The sequence below is a fragment of the Actinoplanes sp. HUAS TT8 genome (genome assembly GCF_051380535.1).
Taxonomy (GTDB): Bacteria; Actinomycetota; Actinomycetes; order Mycobacteriales; family Micromonosporaceae; genus Actinoplanes.
The window spans coordinates 6533091-6548560 of record NZ_CP195646.1 but is presented as its reverse complement, the minus strand read 5'-3'; the positions used below and the strand labels follow the sequence as shown (position 1 = coordinate 6548560).

Annotated in this window: 11 protein-coding genes; 10 read left to right on the top strand and 1 reads right to left on the bottom strand. The window is 69.5% G+C overall.

Annotated features, from left to right (window positions below):
• The first annotated feature begins 98 nt into the window (after nt 1-98).
• Nucleotides 99-866, top strand: coding sequence for an ABC transporter ATP-binding protein (locus tag ACSHV8_RS29190; RefSeq protein WP_436520745.1), 768 nt, complete (start codon nt 99-101; stop codon nt 864-866).
• A complete protein-coding gene (locus tag ACSHV8_RS29185; RefSeq protein WP_436520743.1) occupies nt 845-3415 on the top strand; it encodes an FtsX-like permease family protein in 2571 nt (856 codons plus the stop codon). Before ACSHV8_RS29190 ends, ACSHV8_RS29185 begins: the two co-directional genes overlap by 22 nt.
• A gap of 160 nt (nt 3416-3575) precedes the next feature.
• On the opposite strand, the gene ACSHV8_RS29180 is transcribed toward ACSHV8_RS29185, so the two are convergent.
• A complete protein-coding gene (locus ACSHV8_RS29180; protein ID WP_436520741.1) occupies nt 3576-4595 on the bottom strand; it encodes a beta-ketoacyl-ACP synthase 3 in 1020 nt (339 codons plus the stop codon).
• Nucleotides 4596-4711: 116 nt separating this feature from the next.
• Between ACSHV8_RS29180 and ACSHV8_RS29175 the strand changes: the two genes are divergently transcribed.
• From ACSHV8_RS29175 to ACSHV8_RS29140, 8 genes are all read left to right on the top strand, one after another.
• Complete coding sequence (locus tag ACSHV8_RS29175; protein WP_436520739.1) at nt 4712-6085, top strand: condensation domain-containing protein; 1374 nt, start codon at nt 4712-4714, stop codon at nt 6083-6085.
• Between the two features lie 150 nt (nt 6086-6235).
• Nucleotides 6236-6970: a 3-oxoacyl-ACP reductase FabG gene (gene fabG, locus ACSHV8_RS29170; protein ID WP_436520737.1), complete on the top strand. Its 735-nt coding sequence runs from the start codon at nt 6236-6238 to the stop codon at nt 6968-6970.
• A 21-nt stretch (nt 6971-6991) separates the two neighbouring features.
• Nucleotides 6992-7963, top strand: a complete 972-nt coding sequence (locus ACSHV8_RS29165) for a beta-ketoacyl-ACP synthase 3 (RefSeq protein WP_436520735.1) — start codon at nt 6992-6994, stop codon at nt 7961-7963.
• Nucleotides 7964-7991: 28 nt separating this feature from the next.
• On the top strand, nt 7992-8246 hold the full coding sequence (locus tag ACSHV8_RS29160; protein ID WP_436520733.1) for an acyl carrier protein: 255 nt from the start codon (nt 7992-7994) through the stop codon (nt 8244-8246).
• A gap of 108 nt (nt 8247-8354) precedes the next feature.
• Nucleotides 8355-9362 (top strand): 2,3-diaminopropionate biosynthesis protein SbnA, encoded by a 1008-nt coding sequence (gene sbnA, locus ACSHV8_RS29155; protein WP_436536940.1) that lies wholly within the window; start codon nt 8355-8357, stop codon nt 9360-9362.
• Nucleotides 9356-10270, top strand: coding sequence for a 2,3-diaminopropionate biosynthesis protein SbnB (locus ACSHV8_RS29150; RefSeq protein ID WP_436520731.1), 915 nt, complete (start codon nt 9356-9358; stop codon nt 10268-10270). Before sbnA ends, ACSHV8_RS29150 begins: the two co-directional genes overlap by 7 nt.
• 26 nt (nt 10271-10296) lie before the next feature.
• On the top strand, nt 10297-10506 hold the full coding sequence (locus ACSHV8_RS29145; RefSeq protein WP_436520729.1) for an MbtH family protein: 210 nt from the start codon (nt 10297-10299) through the stop codon (nt 10504-10506).
• Between the two features lie 51 nt (nt 10507-10557).
• Entirely contained in the window at nt 10558-15468 is a 4911-nt protein-coding gene (locus tag ACSHV8_RS29140; RefSeq protein ID WP_436520727.1) for an amino acid adenylation domain-containing protein, read from the top strand.
• The last annotated feature ends 2 nt before the right edge of the window (nt 15469-15470 follow it).

Below are 15470 nucleotides of genomic sequence, written 5' to 3'. Positions count from 1 at the left end.
GTAGCTAGGTACAGCCCGGTTCGGGGGTCTGCACCATCGTCAACGGCAGCCGGCCTCGATAGCGTGGCCGGGAGTGATGTTTGACCGGGGGGTTCGCGATGGTTGAGCGCGGGGAAAGGCTCGGCCGGTTCGCGGTGGAGCTCAAAGATATTCGCAAGGTCTACGGCACCGGGCGGGGTCAGGTCGTTGCCCTGGACGGTCTGAGTGCCGATTTCGAACGGGGAACATTCACCGCGGTGATGGGCCCGTCGGGCTCCGGCAAGAGCACTTTTCTGCACTGTGCCGCGGGCCTGGAACATCCGACTTCAGGCGACGTCGCACTGGACGGCATCAGCCTCACGACACTCAAGGAACGGGCCCTCACGGATCTGCGGCTCGACCGGATCGGGTTCGTCTTCCAGAGCCTCAATCTTCTCGACTCGCTCACCGTCGCCGAGAACATCACGCTGTCGGAGGTGCTCGGCGGTCGCCGGCTGGACCGGCAGTGGATCACCGAGGTGGTGGCCCGGGTCGGCCTGACCGACCGGGTCCGTCACCGGCCCAGCCAGCTCTCCGGCGGGCAACAGCAGCGGGTGGCCATCGCCCGCGCCCTCGTCACCAAGCCGTCGGTGATCTTCGCCGACGAGCCGACCGGCGCGCTGGACAGCCGCACCGCCCGGACGATTCTCGGTCTGATCCGCAGCATCGTCGACAGCACGAATCAGACGGTCATCATGGTCACCCACGATCCGGTGGCCGCGGCCTACGCCGACACCGTGGTGTTCCTGGCCGACGGCCGGGTGGCCGGAAGCCTGACCGCACCCACCGTGGACGCGGTGGCCGAACGCATGATGACCCTCGGCGCGTGGGCGGAGAGTGGAGTGTGATCGGGCTCGCCAGGCGCACGATCCGCCATCGCAAGGGCGCCTTCGTCGCCGCCCTCGCCGCCATCCTCATCTCATCCGCGCTGGTCACGGCGTGCGGGGTGTTGCTCGAAACCGGCATCCGCGGCTCGGTGGCCCCGGAGCTGTACGCGGCCGCCCCCATCCTGGTGACCGACAAGCAGCAGTACACCCCGCCGCCGCCCGAGGCCGGTGGTCGCGTGAAGGCGATCGACCTGCCGGGGCCGGTCCCGCTGGACCCGTCGGTGGCCGACCGGATCAAGGCGGTCGCCGGGGTCGGTTCCGTGGTCGCCGAGACCCGGTTCCCGGTGGTCGCCGTCAAGGACGGCCGCCTGCTGGCGACGACCGCGGCCTCCTGGGGCCACGCGTGGCCGGTGACGGCCCTCGCTCCGCTGCGACTGACCGACGGGCGCGAGCCCGCCGGGCCGCGGGAGGTGGTGGTCGACGCGGCCACCGCGGCCCGCGGCGGTCTGCGTCCGGGCGACGCCGTCGGGGTGCGCGACCACGCCGGCACCACCGAGCAGTTCCAGGTCGCCGGAATCGTCACCGGTGATCTCCGGCAGCAGAACGCGCTGTTCTTCACCTCGGACGAGGCGAGCCGCCTGGCCGGCCAGGGCGGAAAGGCCGACCTGTTCGCCGTGTCACCGGCGGGCGGCGTGGATCCGGAGGAGCTCGCCGGCCGCATCGCCGACGAGGTTTCCGTACGGGCGGTCACCGGCCCGGCGCGCGGCTCCCTGGAGTTCCCCGGCGCCGACACCGGCACCCGGCTGATCCCGCTGGCCGCCGTGTTCGGCGGGTTGTCCCTGATGATCGCCATGATCGTGGTGGTCGGGACGTTCGCGCTCTCGCTGAACCAGCGGCGCCGCGAGATCGGGCTGCTCCGGGTGATCGGCGCGCGGGCGAGCCGGATCCGCCGGATGGTGGCCGGCGAGGCCGTGCTGATCTCCGCGACCGCCTCGCTGATCGGTGTCGGCTTCGGATTCCTGGTCGCCCGGATCATGTTCGCGGGCCTGCGGTCGCTGTCCGTCGTCCCCGAGTACCTGCAGTTGCGGTCCGGCCCGTTGCCGGCTGTCGTCGCGTTCGGTGTCTGCGTCCTGGTCCCGGTGCTGACGGTCCTGCTCGTCGCCCACTCGACCACCAGGGCCAGCCCGATCGAGGCGCTGTCGGCCGCCGCGGTCGAACCCCGCCGCGTCGGCTGGCTCCGTCTGTCCGCGGGTGTCGTGTGCGCGGGCCTCGGCGTGGTCGTGGCGGTGGCGCTGGCCCGGCTGCGCCCGGATCAGACGTTCCAGCTCACCATCGCCCTCTTGATGATCACCATCATGACCGGGGTGCTGCTGACGCCGTACTTCGGCCGGATCGTCACCGGTCTGTCCGGTCGTCTGATCACGCGGTTCGGCGGTTCCGCCCGGCTGGCCGTGACCAACTCGCGGCGCAACAACGCGCGGCTGGCGGCCGCCTGCGTCCCGTTGATGATGACGGCCGGGGTGCTGCTCAGCATGATCTTCATGCAGACGACGAACGTGGACTCGACCGCGCGCAAGGCCGCCGGTGTCATCACCGCCGACGAGGTGCTGGTCTCCTCCGCGGGCGGGATGCCTCTGGCCGCCGCCGACGACGCCCGGAAGCTGCCGGGCGTGCAGACCGTCACCGTCATCACGCGGACGTCGATCGTGACCGACTATCTCGACGGGCCGCACCGGCGCCGGTCCAAGGTGTGGGACGCCCGGGCCGTGTCGGCCGCGGGGCTGAACTCGACCTTCCACCTGCCGATCAGCTCCGGGACCATCGACGGAAGCCTGCCGGCCGACGGCATCGCGCTGTCCGACAAGCACGCCGCCGTCATCGGCCGGGGGGTCGGCGATCAGGTGACGCTGCGCCTGGGCGACGGGACACCGGTCACGTTCACGGTGTGCGCCGTCTATCACCAGGTCTCCGGCCTGGGGGACGCGGTCTTTCCCCGCGATGCCCTCGAAGGACACCTCGCCTCCGGCAGCGGCGATCAGCTGCTGGTCCGGGCCGGGCCGGCGACCGATGCCGGTCAGCTCGCCGCCGCGGTGAACGGGCTGGCGACCAGGTGGCCGGGCGTGCATCCGGAGAGCAAGTCGGTGGTCTACGACGCGGTCGTCAAACGCGCCCAGTCGCAGGCCTGGACGAACTATCTGCTTGCCGCCGTCATCGGCCTCTACACCGTGATCGCCGCGGTGAACACGCTGGTGATGGCGACCGCCAACCGGACGCGGGAGTTCGCTCTGCTCCGGCTCGCCGGAGGCCACCTGCGGGTTCTGCACCGCATGGCGCGCTGGGAGTCGCTGATCATCTTCCTGGTGTCGGCGACGCTGGCCACCATCTGTGCGGGATGGTCGCTCGTCCCGCTGAGCATCGCGCTCAGTGGATCGCCCATCCCCGCAGTCCGCCCGGCGACCTATCTCGCGGTCGTCCTCGGGATCGGACTACTGGGCTGGGCAACCGTGGAGCTCACCACCCGGTTCTGTCTCCGGCGTCCGCTCATGGAATCGATCGGCAGCCGCGAGTAGTGAACCGACATCGGGAGTTCAGGAGCGGCGGCCGGCGCACCGCGGTGAACGGGCGCCGGGAGTTCCGGGTCGGCCGGCGCACCGCGGCGAACGGATGCCGGGAGTTCCGGGTCGGCCGGCGCACCGCGGGGAACGGGCGCCGGGAGTTCCCGGGCGTCGGTCAGGGCACGGCGATGACCTGTGCCGCGTGGACCAGCCCGGCGCCGAAGCCGATGATCAGGGCGAGGTCGCCCGCGGCCACCGAGCCGTCCGCACGCAGCGCGTGGAGCGCCAGCGGGACCGAGGCCGACGAGGTGTTCCCCTGGGAGACGATGTCCTGGGCCACGACGACCGAGGCGGGCAGGGCCAAAGCGCGGGTCAGCGTCTCGGTGATGCGCAGGTTGGCCTGGTGCGGGACGAAGGCCGTCAGATCGGCGGCCGACACCCCGGCCCGCTTCATCGCCTCCTCGGCCACCGGGACCATCGCGCTCGTCGCCCAGCGATAGACGTCCTGACCGTTCATGGACAGTGCCGGGAAACGAAAGTCGGGGTCCTGCAGGATCGAGAGATCCCGGAGCGCGTCCCACGGGGTGTGCTGCTGGATCGCCGAGGCCCGCGAGCCGTCCGACCCCCACACGACCGGCCCGATCCCGGGCTCCGGAGCCGGCCCGACGACGACCGCTCCGGCGCCGTCGGAAAAGAGAAAGGACGTCCGGCGGTCGTCGAAATCGGTCAGATCGCTGAGGCGTTCGGTCGAGATGATGAGAACCCGCCGGGCCGTGTGACCCCGGACGAGATCACTGGCCATCGCGATGGCGTAGTTGAAACCCGCGCAGGCGGCCGAAATGTCGAATGCGCTGCCCCGGAAACCCAATTCAAAGGCGATCTGGGCGGAAACCGAGGGGACGCACCGCATGGCACTGCTCGTCGTGACGATGAGGGTGTCGACGTCGTCGGCCGCGAGGCCGGCGTCCGCCAGGGCGTCGCGAGCGGCCCGGGCACCCATGTCGACCAGGGTTTCCTTGTCCGAGGCGCGTCGCCGGGTGGCGATCCCGGAGCGCGTTCTGATCCACTCGTCGGTTGATTCGATTCGTTGACAGATTTCTTGATTGGTCACCAATCGGTGTGGGCGGTAAATGCCCAGACCCTCGATACGGGTGAAGACGGGGCTCGTTTCGATGTCAATCCCGTGCGCCAGCATGGAATCGATAGAATCACCATTTCCTATACTAAATCCATATCCAAAGTATTCTTCGCAAAAGCCGGATTCGGCGGTAGATTCGATGTGATTGTCGTGGATGAATGGGGGATCTCGTCGTGTCGTCGTCAACGCTCACGGTCCAGCAGGAGTCGATGTTGCTCCTGAACAAGGTGGCCGCCGACGGGGTCGCCTACAACATGGTGGCCGCGGTGACCCTGCGTCCGGCGCTGCCGCACGATCGGTGGGCCGCCGCGCTCCGGACGATGCTGCGCCGGCACGACGTGCTCCGCTCGACCTTCCACCTGGACGGCGACGGCGCGCGCCGGCTGGTGTCCGACGACATCACCGTCCCGCTCGACCGGATCGAGGGCGCCGCGCTGTCCGCGGCGGAGCTGCGCCGGGTCGCCCAGGACTTCGTGCACCGGCGGTTCGACCTGGCGGTGGAGTCGCCGCTGCGGGCCCTGCTGGTGGAGCGCGGACCGGACGAGGCGGTTCTCGTCCTCGCCGTGCACCACGTCGCGATGGACTTCCACTCCCTGGGCATCCTGCTCGAGGAGCTGATCACCCGCGCGGTCACGCCGGAGACACCGCTGCCGGAGGCGACGCGGACGTTCGCCGAGTACGCGCAGCGGGCCCGGGAGTGGACGGCGACCGAGGCCGCCGCCGCCGATCGTGACTACTGGACGTCGCTGCTGCGGGACGTCGACCCGGTCCTCGCCCTGCCCACCGATCTGGTCCGCCCGCCGAGCTACCGGCACGTCGGGGACACGGTCACGTTCGAGTTCGGCGACGACCTGGTGCGCGAACTGACCGCGCGGTGCCGTGACCTCGGGGTCACGCCGTTCAGCTTTCTGCTGACCACCTTCTCGATCCTGCTGTTCCGCTACAGCGGCCAGCGGCAGTTCGTGGTCGGCACCCCGTTCAGCACCCGCAGCCGGCGGGAGTCCGATGTGGTCGGCCCGTTCGTGAACACGATCCCGGTCCGGGTCGAGGTCTCCGAGGAACACACCGTCGCCACGCTGGCACAGGACCTGGCCCGGCAGGTGGCCGCCGCCGCCGAGCACGCCCGGTACCCGTTCCCGGACATCATCGCCGACCTGGGCATCGGCCGGGATCCCAGCCGTACGCCGCTGGTCCAGACCCTCCTCACCTTCCTCGCGTCGGGCCGTACGGCGACGATCCTCAACGCCTTCACCGCCGGCGGGGGCTCGGCCCGGGTCGGGGACCACGAGTTCGAGGTGCTCGACCTGCGCCAGCAGGAGGGACAGGTCGAGATCGGACTGGAGCTCTACTGGAGTGCCGGCGCGGTCCGGGGGCGGCTGAAGTTCAACGACGACCTGTACAGCCGGGCGATGGCCGACCAGCTGGTGGCGCACTACGTGACCTGCACGACCGCCGCCGTGCGGGACCCGGCGACCCGGGCCGCCGGCATCTCGCTCGTCAGCGAGGACGAGCGGGCCCGTCTGCTGAGTCTCGCCATGGGCGGATAACCGGGCCCGACTTCGTCCACGAAACGCCCACAACCGTCATTTCAGTACGATGGCGAGCCCATTTCTTCCTCAATACCGCGTGTATAGGGAAAGTATTGCGCGGTGCTGCACGATAACGCTACTTGGTAGACGGTCGTGTTTGGGGGAGTCGTGTCTGGTGTTGCATTGGTCACCGGGGGATCGCGCGGGATCGGCCGTGCCGTCGTGAACCGCCTGGCTGATGCCGGCAACGACATTGCTTTCGTCTATCAATCGAACGCGGATGCGGCCCTGGCCGTGGTCGAGGAAGCAAGCAAGCGAAATGTCACGGTGATTTCGCGGAAGCTCGACGTCGTCGATCTCGACCAGGTCCGGGAGTTCGTCCGGGACGTCGAGCACGACCTGGGGCCGATCGAGGTTCTCGTCAGCAATGCCGGGATCACCAGGGACAGTCCGCTGGCGGTCATGGACCACAAGGACTGGCACGACGTCATCGACGTCAATCTCACCGGCCTGTACAACGTGACCAGGTCGGTCGTTCGGGGATTCATGCGACGCCGCCGGGGCGCGGTCATCGCGGTCTCGTCGGTTGCCGGTATTTACGGGAACGGCATGCAGGCCAACTATGCGGCCACAAAAGCGGGAGCCATCGGATTCATCAAGTCCTTGGCCAAGGAAATGGGTCGATACGGCGTCCGAGCCAATGTTGTGGCGCCGGGACTCATCGACACGGACATGAGCTCGGTCCTGACCGCCGAGACCACGGAGAAACTGCTCGCGGCAGTTGCTCTGGGTCGGCTCGGTACACCCGAAGAGGTGGCCGATCTGATCGAGTTCTTGGCGTCCGATCGGGCCTCGTACATCACCGGACAGGTCTTCCAGATCGACGGTGGTGTGGTCCTTTGAACCTGTTGTGGTCACCAAGCAGTGGGGGTAACTGTGACGTTTAGCGGTACGAGAATCAGTGGTATAGGCGCCCATCGGCCGGGGCGCCTGGTCGGTAACGAGGAATTGGCCGAGAACGTCGGGGTGGAGGCCACCTGGATCCAGGGTGGTACGGGCATCGTCACCCGTTACCACGCCGGCCCCGACGAGGACGTCGTCAGCATGGCGGCGATGGCCGGCGGCCGTGCGCTGGCCGCCGCGAACGTGGCTCCGGAGGAGATCGATCTCGTCATCCTGACCACCTCGACGCGCCGTCAGCTCGCACCGGCGGGGGCGCCTCAGGTGGCGAGCCGGCTGGGGATCACCGCGGCCGGCGCGTTCGACCTGAACGCCGTGTGCGCCGGATTCAGCTACGCGCTGGCCATGGCGTCCAACGCGGTGCAGGTCGGTCAGGCCCGACACGTCCTGATCACCTGCGCCGAGAAACTGACCGACTTCCTGGATCCGGGGAACCCGGACACCTACGTCATCTTCGGCGACGGCGCCGGTGCCGCCGTGGTGTCGGCGTCCGACTCGGACTCGCTGGGTATCGGGCCGGTGAGCTGGGGCAGCGACGGCACCCGGGCCTCGGTCATCGAGATGGTCCGCAACGAGCAGAGCCGCGACGTGGCGGCCATGAACGGCAAGGCCGTGTACCGGTGGGCGACCGGCAAGATGCCGGCGGTGGCTCGCCGCGCCTGCGAACTCGCCGGTGTCTCCCGGGACGAGATCGCGTGGTTCGTGCCGCATCAGGCGAACCGGCGGATCGTCGATCAGCTGGCCACCCAGCTCGGATTCGCCGACGATCAGGTCGCACGCGATGTCATTGACACCGGGAACACCTCGTCGGCGACTATTCCGCTGGCTCTGGATCGCCTTTACGCGACGGCGGACGTCAAATCCGGAGACCTTGCTCTGCTCATCGGATTCGGCTCCGGGCTCAGTCATTCGGCCCAGGTCGTCCGGCTTCCCTAACCTATCACCGTTCGAAGGAGAAAATACCATGGAAAGAGCACAACTCGTCTCCGAGATTTTCGACCTGATCAAGGGCCTGCTGTCGGATTACGACGGCGGTGAGGACCCGTCGCTGACCTTTGCCCAGATCGGCATCGACTCGCTCACCACTGTGGACCTGGTCGTGGCCGCGGAGTCGACCTTCGACATCGAGATTCCGGACGAGGCGCTGCCCAAGCTGGCCACGGTCGGCGATCTGGCCGACTACGTCCTCGAGAACACGAGTGACGTGGCTCTTGCCTGAAACACCGTGACGCAATATCGGGTGCCGCCCCGGCGGACCGGCGGGGCAGCACCGGATAAAGGTCGAGTATAGAACCTGATGCCACGCTTCCAGATGAGGGAATTGAGTATGGTGGGGGATCGGATGAGCGTGGCATATAAGGGGATACTCTCCGTCATAGGCGGCACTCCTCTTGTCGAGTTGGCACAACTGTCGGAGGGTTTGGGATTCTCGCTCTACGCCAAGCTCGAAATGGCCAACCCGGGCGGGAGCATCAAGGATCGAACAGCGCTCACCATGCTCGACGAGAAGATTCGATCGGGTGAACTGGTCGCCGGTAAGAGCACCGTTGTGGAATCGAGCTCCGGCAATCTGGCCGTGGGTCTCGCGCAGGTCTGCGGCTATCACCGCATCCGCTTCATCTGTGTCGTCGATGCCAAGACCAACTCGCACAACATCGGCATGCTGCACGCCTACGGCGCCGAGGTCGAGCTGGTCAGCCATCCGGACGCCGACGGTGAGTACCTGCCCGCCCGCATCCGGCGGGTGCGCGAACTCCTGGACGAGATCCCCGGGGCGTACTGGCCCAATCAGTACGCCAACCTCTCCAACCCCCGGGCCCACGAGACGACGATGCAGGAGATCGTCTCGGCGGTCGGCCGGGTCGACTACCTCTTCGCCGCGGTCAGCTCGTTCGGGACGCTGCGCGGCTGTGCGCAGTACGTGGCGCAGCACGGGCTGTCGACCCGCATCGTCGCCGTGGACGCCGTGGGCAGCCACATCTTCGAGGGTCAGCCCCGTACCCGGCGGCTCCTGCCCGGCCACGGCGCCTCGACGCGGCCGGCCCTGTTCGACCCGACCGCGGCCGACGACGTCGTCCACGTGACCGACGCCGACTGCATCGCCGGCTGCCGGCTGCTGGTCGAGACCGAGGCGATCCTGGCCGGGGCCTCGTCCGGCGCGGCGGTCACGGCGCTGCTCCGCGCGGCCCCCCGCATTCCGGCCGGTTCGGTCTGCGTCGTGATCCTGGCCGACCGGGGTGACCGATATCTGCAGACCGTCTACTCCGACGACTGGGTGGGGCGCAACATCGACTTCACCCCGCGCCAGACGTCCTCGGCGACGACCTCATGCTGATCGCGGGACACCGGGACATCAGGGACGCGCTGTCCGGTATCGACGACGAGATCCTCCGGGTCGCCAACGAGGTCTACGCGGAACTCGATCTGCGGACCGCCGGGGCGCTGACCGGCGTCGGCCGCGGCCCGCATCCCAGCAAGCTCATCCCGCTGCCCTGGTCGACCATGGCCTTCTTCCTGAGCAGCGCTGACGGAGGCCGGCCGGACGCGCTGGTCGAGGGGTCCCTGATCAGTGTCAAGCGGACGGCGGCCACCGCCGCGCTGGCGGCCCGGGCGATCTGCGGGGAGCGGCCGATCACGCGGGTGTCGCTCATCGGCTGCGGAGAGGCCAACTTCGAGACGCTCCGTTTTCTCCGGCACGTCTTCCCCCAGCTGACGGCCGCGGTGGTGTGCGACACCGATCCCCACCGGGTGGCCCGGTTCGTCCGCCGTGGGATGCATTCCATGGCCGGGCTGAACTTCGAGGTGGTGCTGGACGCGAACCGGGCGATGGCCGGCCAGGCGCTGATCTCGGTGGCGACCAGGGCGATCGAACCCAACCTCAGCCTCCGGTCCGCCGCGGAACGCGCGGTCGTCCTGCTGCTCTCGCTGCGCGACCTCTACCCGCAGACCGTCATCGAGAACGTCAACATCGTCGATCACCCGGAGCGGGTGTGCCGGGAACGGTCCTCCCTGGACATCGCGACCCGCCTGACCGCCGGCCGCCGCTTCATCCTGGGAACCCTCGGCGAACTCCTGCGGGGGCGCATGCGTCTCGACTCGGCCGACCGCCGCCCGATCATCTTCTCGCCGGCCGGCCTGGCCGAGGTCGACGAAGCGCTGGGCCGGCTCGCGTTGAGCCGGATCCGCGACGCCGGCCGGGGTGCCTCGGTCGACGAATTCCTGCCCGCCGCAGTCCATCAGTAACTCACGTTGCCCTGAAAGGGATGGTCATGTCCGACAACACTGACGGCCGCGAGTACGTCGTGGTGATCAACGATGAAGAGCAGTACTCGATCTGGTGGGCCGAGCGCGCGATCCCGGCCGGCTGGCGCACGACCGGCTTCCGGGGTGTGAAGCAGGCCTGCCTCGACCACATCGCCGAGGTCTGGACGGACATGCGTCCGCGCAGCCTGCGTGAGCGGATGGAAGCGGCTCGATAGCGGCTTCGCGTCCAGGATCTGTCGTTTCGCCCGTGCCAGGAGAGTGGATTGATGCTGCCCGTTTTGGTTGACGATCAAGCCGTCCGGACGCCGGACGCGATCGCGGTGGAGGCTGGGGACGTTCGGCTGACCTATCGGGAGTTGGTCGCGCGGAGCAATCGGCTCGCGCGTCTCCTGGTGGGGCGCGGGGTGGCGAGCGACGATCTGGTCGGGGTGTGTTTCGAGCGCGGCGTCGATCTGGTCGTCGCCATGCTCGGGGTGTGGAAGGCGGGCGCCGGGTTCGTGCCGCTGGACCCCGGGCAGCCCCGGGACCGCCTGGAGTTCGTCCAGCGCGACACCGGGATCCGGCTCACCCTGACCGAGTCGCGCCTGGCTGATCTCGTACGCGATCCGGTGTGTCTTGATCTGGAGAGCTCGGCTCTCGCCGATCTTGCCGACGCGACCGTCGACGTCCCCCTGTCGGAGTCGGGCCGTGCTTACGCGATCTACACCTCCGGGTCCACCGGCCGGCCCAAGGGCGTGATGGTCGAGCACGCCGGCATCGCCAACCGCACGCTGTGGGGCGTGCGGCAGGTCGGACTCGGTGCCGACGACCGGTTCCTGCACAAGACGTCGATCGCGTTCGACGCGCACGTGTGGGAGATCTTCGCCCCGCTGGTCAGCGGTGGTTGTGTCGTGCTGGCTCCGGTGGGGGCCGAGCGGGACGCCGCGCTGCTGGTGGACACCGTGGCGAGCACCCGGGCGACGATCCTGCAGGTGGTGCCCTCGGTGCTGCGGCTGCTGACCGAGCAACCGGGCTGGGCGCACTGCCGTTCCCTGCGGGCGCTGTTCTGCGCCGGCGAGGTGCTCTCGGCCGAGCTGGCGCTGCGGGCGACCGAGGGTCTCGATCTGGAGTTGTGGAACACGTACGGTCCGACCGAGTGCTCGATCGACGTGACGGCGCACCGGTTCGACCGCGACCAGCCGGCCGGGTCGGTGCCGATCGGCCGGCCGATCCCGGGCCTGCGCGCCGTGGTGCTGGACGACCGGGGTGAGCTGGCCGCGGTCGGTCTGCCCGGTGAGCTCTTCGTGGGCGGGGTCGGTGTCGCCCGCGGCTATCTGGGGCGTCCGGATCTGACCGCCGAGAGGTTCGTTCCCGACCCGTTCGGTCCGCCCGGGTCCCGGTTGTACCGCACCGGGGACATCGCCAAGTGGCGTCACGACTCCCGGCTCGAATACGTCGGCCGGGTCGACCTGCAGGTCAAGATCGACGGAGTACGGGTCGAGCCCGGCGAGGTCGAGGCCGCCCTGGAAGCGCATCCGCTGGTGCGGGCGGCGGTGGTGACGACGTTCGTCGCCGCCACCGGCGACAAGCGGCTGGGCGCCTACGTGGTGGCACCGGAATCGGTCGGCGCGGGCGAGCTGCGGGATTTTGTCGCCGAGCGGCTGCCGGCCGCTTTCGTGCCCGCCGCGACGCTGGTCCTGGCCGAGTTCCCGCTGAACTCCAGCGGCAAGGTCGACCGCAAACGCCTGCCCGCCCTGGTCGACCAGTCGCCCCGGGACGATCTGCGGACCGAGAACGAGCATGTGGTGGCCGAGGCCTGGCGGTCCGTTCTCGGCGTCGCGCCGACCGGCCGCGGCGACGACTTCTTCCAGCTCGGCGGGTCGTCCCTGCAGATCACCGCGCTCTACGGCCGGCTGGTCGACGCCGGCTCGCAGCTGCGGCTGGGGGACCTTTTCACCTTCACCACCGTCGCCGCGCAGGCCCTGCTTCTCGGCCGTGACGGCGTCGAACGCCCGGCTGTTCCGGTCGCGGCGGAGACCGGCGATTCCCAGGACTTCCCCCTGTCGTACGGACAGCACCGGCTGTGGGTGCTCGACCGGATCTCACCCGAGAGCCCGGAGTGGATTGCCCCGCTGTTCATGACGCTGGCCGCCGGGGTCACCGCCGGCACGGTCGTCCGGGCGCTGGAGCTCCTGCAGGAACGCCACGAGATCCTGCGGACCCGCTACGTCGTCGTCGACGGCACGCCCCGCCAGCGCGTCGAGCCGTCGCCCAAGATCGACCTGACCGTGCTCGCCGACGCGTCGGCCGAACTGCGCGCCCTCCTGAACACCGGCTTCGACCTGGAGGCGGGCCCGGTCTGGCGAGCGGTTCTCGAACCGGCCGAGTCCGGCCCGCGCCTCGGCCTGCTGTTCCACCACATCGCCTCGGACGGGCACTCGACAGTGGTCCTCCGGGAGGAGCTGCAGCAGCTCATCGCCGCCGTCCACCACGGCCGCGAGCCGGAACTGCCCCCGATCGAGCTCCGGTACGCCGACTTCGCGGTCTGGCAGCAGGAGGAACTCTCCCTCGACCGGCTGGGCCCGGAACTCGACTACTGGCGGCGGCAACTCGCCGGCCTGCCCACCATCGAGCTGCCGGCCGACCGTCCCCGGCCGGCCGAACGCGACGGCCGCGGCGCCCTCGTCCCGGTGACGATCCCGGCCGCGTCGGCCGAGCGTCTGGTGGAGTTCGGCCGGCGCCGGGGGGCCACCCCGTTCGCCACCGTCCTGGCCGCCTACGCGGTTTTGCTCTCCCGATACACCTCGGGAACCGACCTGCCGATCGGTGTGCCGATCGCCGGGCGGACCCGGCCGGAGTGGGACCGGGTCGTCGGCTTCTTCCTCAACGCGCTGGTGCTCCGGTGCGACCTGGCCGGGAACCCGACCTTCGCCGAGCTCATCGATCGCGTACGCGACATGACCCGGGACGGGTTCGCCCACCAGGAACTCCCGTTCGAGTGGCTGGTCGAGGACCTGAAGCCGCAGCGGGACCTCTCGCGCACCCCGCTCTACCAGATCGCCTTCGACCTGCACGAGGAAGGCGCGTCCGGGACCAGTGACGACCTGCGCCGGGTCGACGACGAGGGCGCGGCCTGGAGCGCGGCCAAGACCGACCTCAGCCTGCTGCTGCACCGGGCGGCCGACGGGGAACTGCACGGCTACCTCGAGTTCGCCACCGCGCTCTACGACGCCGGAACCGTCGAGCGGGTCGGCCACAACCTCGCCCGGCTCGTCGAGTCACTGGCCGCCGACCCGTACGCCAGGATCGGCGCGGTCGACTTCCTCGGCCCGGACGAGCTGGCAATCGCCGCGGCCGCACCGGTGGCCCCGAGCGCGTTCCCGGCCCGGACACTTCACGAGGTCATCGCCGGTCGCGCGGACCAAGACCCGGACGCGGTGGCGGTCGTGTTCGAGGACGAGACGCTCACCTACCGCGAGCTCGACACCCGGGCGAACCGCCTGGCCCACCGGCTCGTCGAGCTGGGCGCCGAGCCCGAGCGCATGATCGGCATCTGCCTGCCGCCCGGTGTGGAACTGGTCGTGGCCGTCCTGGCCGTCCTCAAGTCCGGCGCGGCCTACCTGCCGTTGGATCCCTTCCAGCCCGCCGACCGGCTCGCCTACATCGCGAGCGACGCCCGGACCGATCTGGTCCTGACCGACGGGCGGGTCCGGGAGTCCCTGGCCACCGTCGAGGCCCGGGTGCTGGCGCTCGACGACCCGGCCGAGACGGAGCTGATCGCGCGGGCGCCGGCCCATCGGCCGGCGACGACGGTGGAGCCGGGGAACCTCAGCTACGTCATCTACACCTCCGGCACGTCCGGGCGGCCCAAGGGCGTCGCGATCACGCACGCGAACGTGCTGCGGCTGTTCAGCACGACGGCCCACCAATTCGGTATCGGCGCCGATGACGCACTGACGCTCTTCCATTCGTACGCCTTCGACGTCTCGGTCTTCGAGATATTCGGTGCACTGCTGCACGGCGCCCGGCTCGTCGTGGTGCCCCGGGCGGTCAGCCGCAATCCCGAGGAATTCCTGGCACTCCTGGAACGTCAGCGGGTGACCGTTCTCAGTCAGACACCGTCGGCCTTCTCCAATCTCCTGTCCGCCGATCACGGTCGCGCGAATCTTTCCCTGCGTTTCGTCGTTTTCGCCGGCGAGCGACTTCAGGTCGCGGATCTGCGGCCGTGGCTGGCCGGCCGAGGATCCGATCAACCCCGACTGATCAATATGTACGGCATCACCGAGACCACCGTGCACAACACGTTCCACGACGTCACCGCCGAGGACGAGTTCGTCGTGGGCAGCCCGGTCGGTGTGCCCCTGGACGACCTGAGCGCCACCCTGGTGGCCGACGGCGGCGGCGTCGCGCCGATCGGGGCGGTCGGCGACATCCATGTCGGCGGCGGCGGGCTCGCCCGTGGCTACCTGAACCGGCCGAGCCTGACCGCCGAGCGTTTCGTGCCGGACCCGCACGGCGAGCCGGGCGCCCGGCGTTACCGCAGCGGTGACCTGGCCCGGCGCCTGCCCGACGGCACGCTGCGCTACCTGGGCCGGGCCGATCTGCAGGTCAAGCTGCGCGGCTACCGGATCGAGCTGGGGGAGATCACGGCCGAACTCGGCCGGCACCCCACGATCCGGCAGGCCGCGGTGGTCGTCAGCGGGGATCACCTCGTCGCCTACCTCGTCCCGGAGGGCCCGGCCCCCGAGCCCGGGGTGCTGCGCGAGCACCTGGCCAAGGTCCTGCCGGACTACATGCTGCCCAGCGCCTACGTCGAGCTGGAGCAGCTGCCGCTGACCGTCAACGGGAAGCTGGACGTGCGCGCGCTGCCCGCACCCGGTCTGGCCGCCCGGGCCGTCACCGGGTCGGCGCTCCCGGAGACCGACGCGCAGAAACGGGTCGCCGAACTCATCGAGGAATTGCTCGGCGACGATCTTTCCATCGGCCTCGACGACAATTTCTTCGCCATCGGTGGCAACTCGATTCTCGCCGTGCGACTGACCGCGGCAATCCAGGAAGCGTTCGACCTGTCCTTCTCCGTGCGGCAGGTGTTCGAGCAGCCCACCGTCCGCCGATTGGCGGCCACGGTGGAAGAGCTGATCATCGCCGAATTGGACGGCCTCACCGACGACGAAATTCTTGGCACCGAGCTGAACTGAGC

Coding starts and splice junctions, on each gene's coding strand:
- ACSHV8_RS29190 (WP_436520745.1), top strand. CDS start 99: ATGGTTGAGCGCGGGGAAAGGCTCGGCCGGTTCGCGGTGGAGCTCAAA.
- ACSHV8_RS29180 (WP_436520741.1), bottom strand. CDS start 4,595: ATGCTGGCGCACGGGATTGACATCGAAACGAGCCCCGTCTTCACCCGT.
- ACSHV8_RS29160 (WP_436520733.1), top strand. CDS start 7,992: ATGGAAAGAGCACAACTCGTCTCCGAGATTTTCGACCTGATCAAGGGC.
- sbnA (WP_436536940.1), top strand. CDS start 8,355: ATGGTGGGGGATCGGATGAGCGTGGCATATAAGGGGATACTCTCCGTC.
- ACSHV8_RS29150 (WP_436520731.1), top strand. CDS start 9,356: ATGCTGATCGCGGGACACCGGGACATCAGGGACGCGCTGTCCGGTATC.
- ACSHV8_RS29145 (WP_436520729.1), top strand. CDS start 10,297: ATGTCCGACAACACTGACGGCCGCGAGTACGTCGTGGTGATCAACGAT.
- ACSHV8_RS29140 (WP_436520727.1), top strand. CDS start 10,558: ATGCTGCCCGTTTTGGTTGACGATCAAGCCGTCCGGACGCCGGACGCG.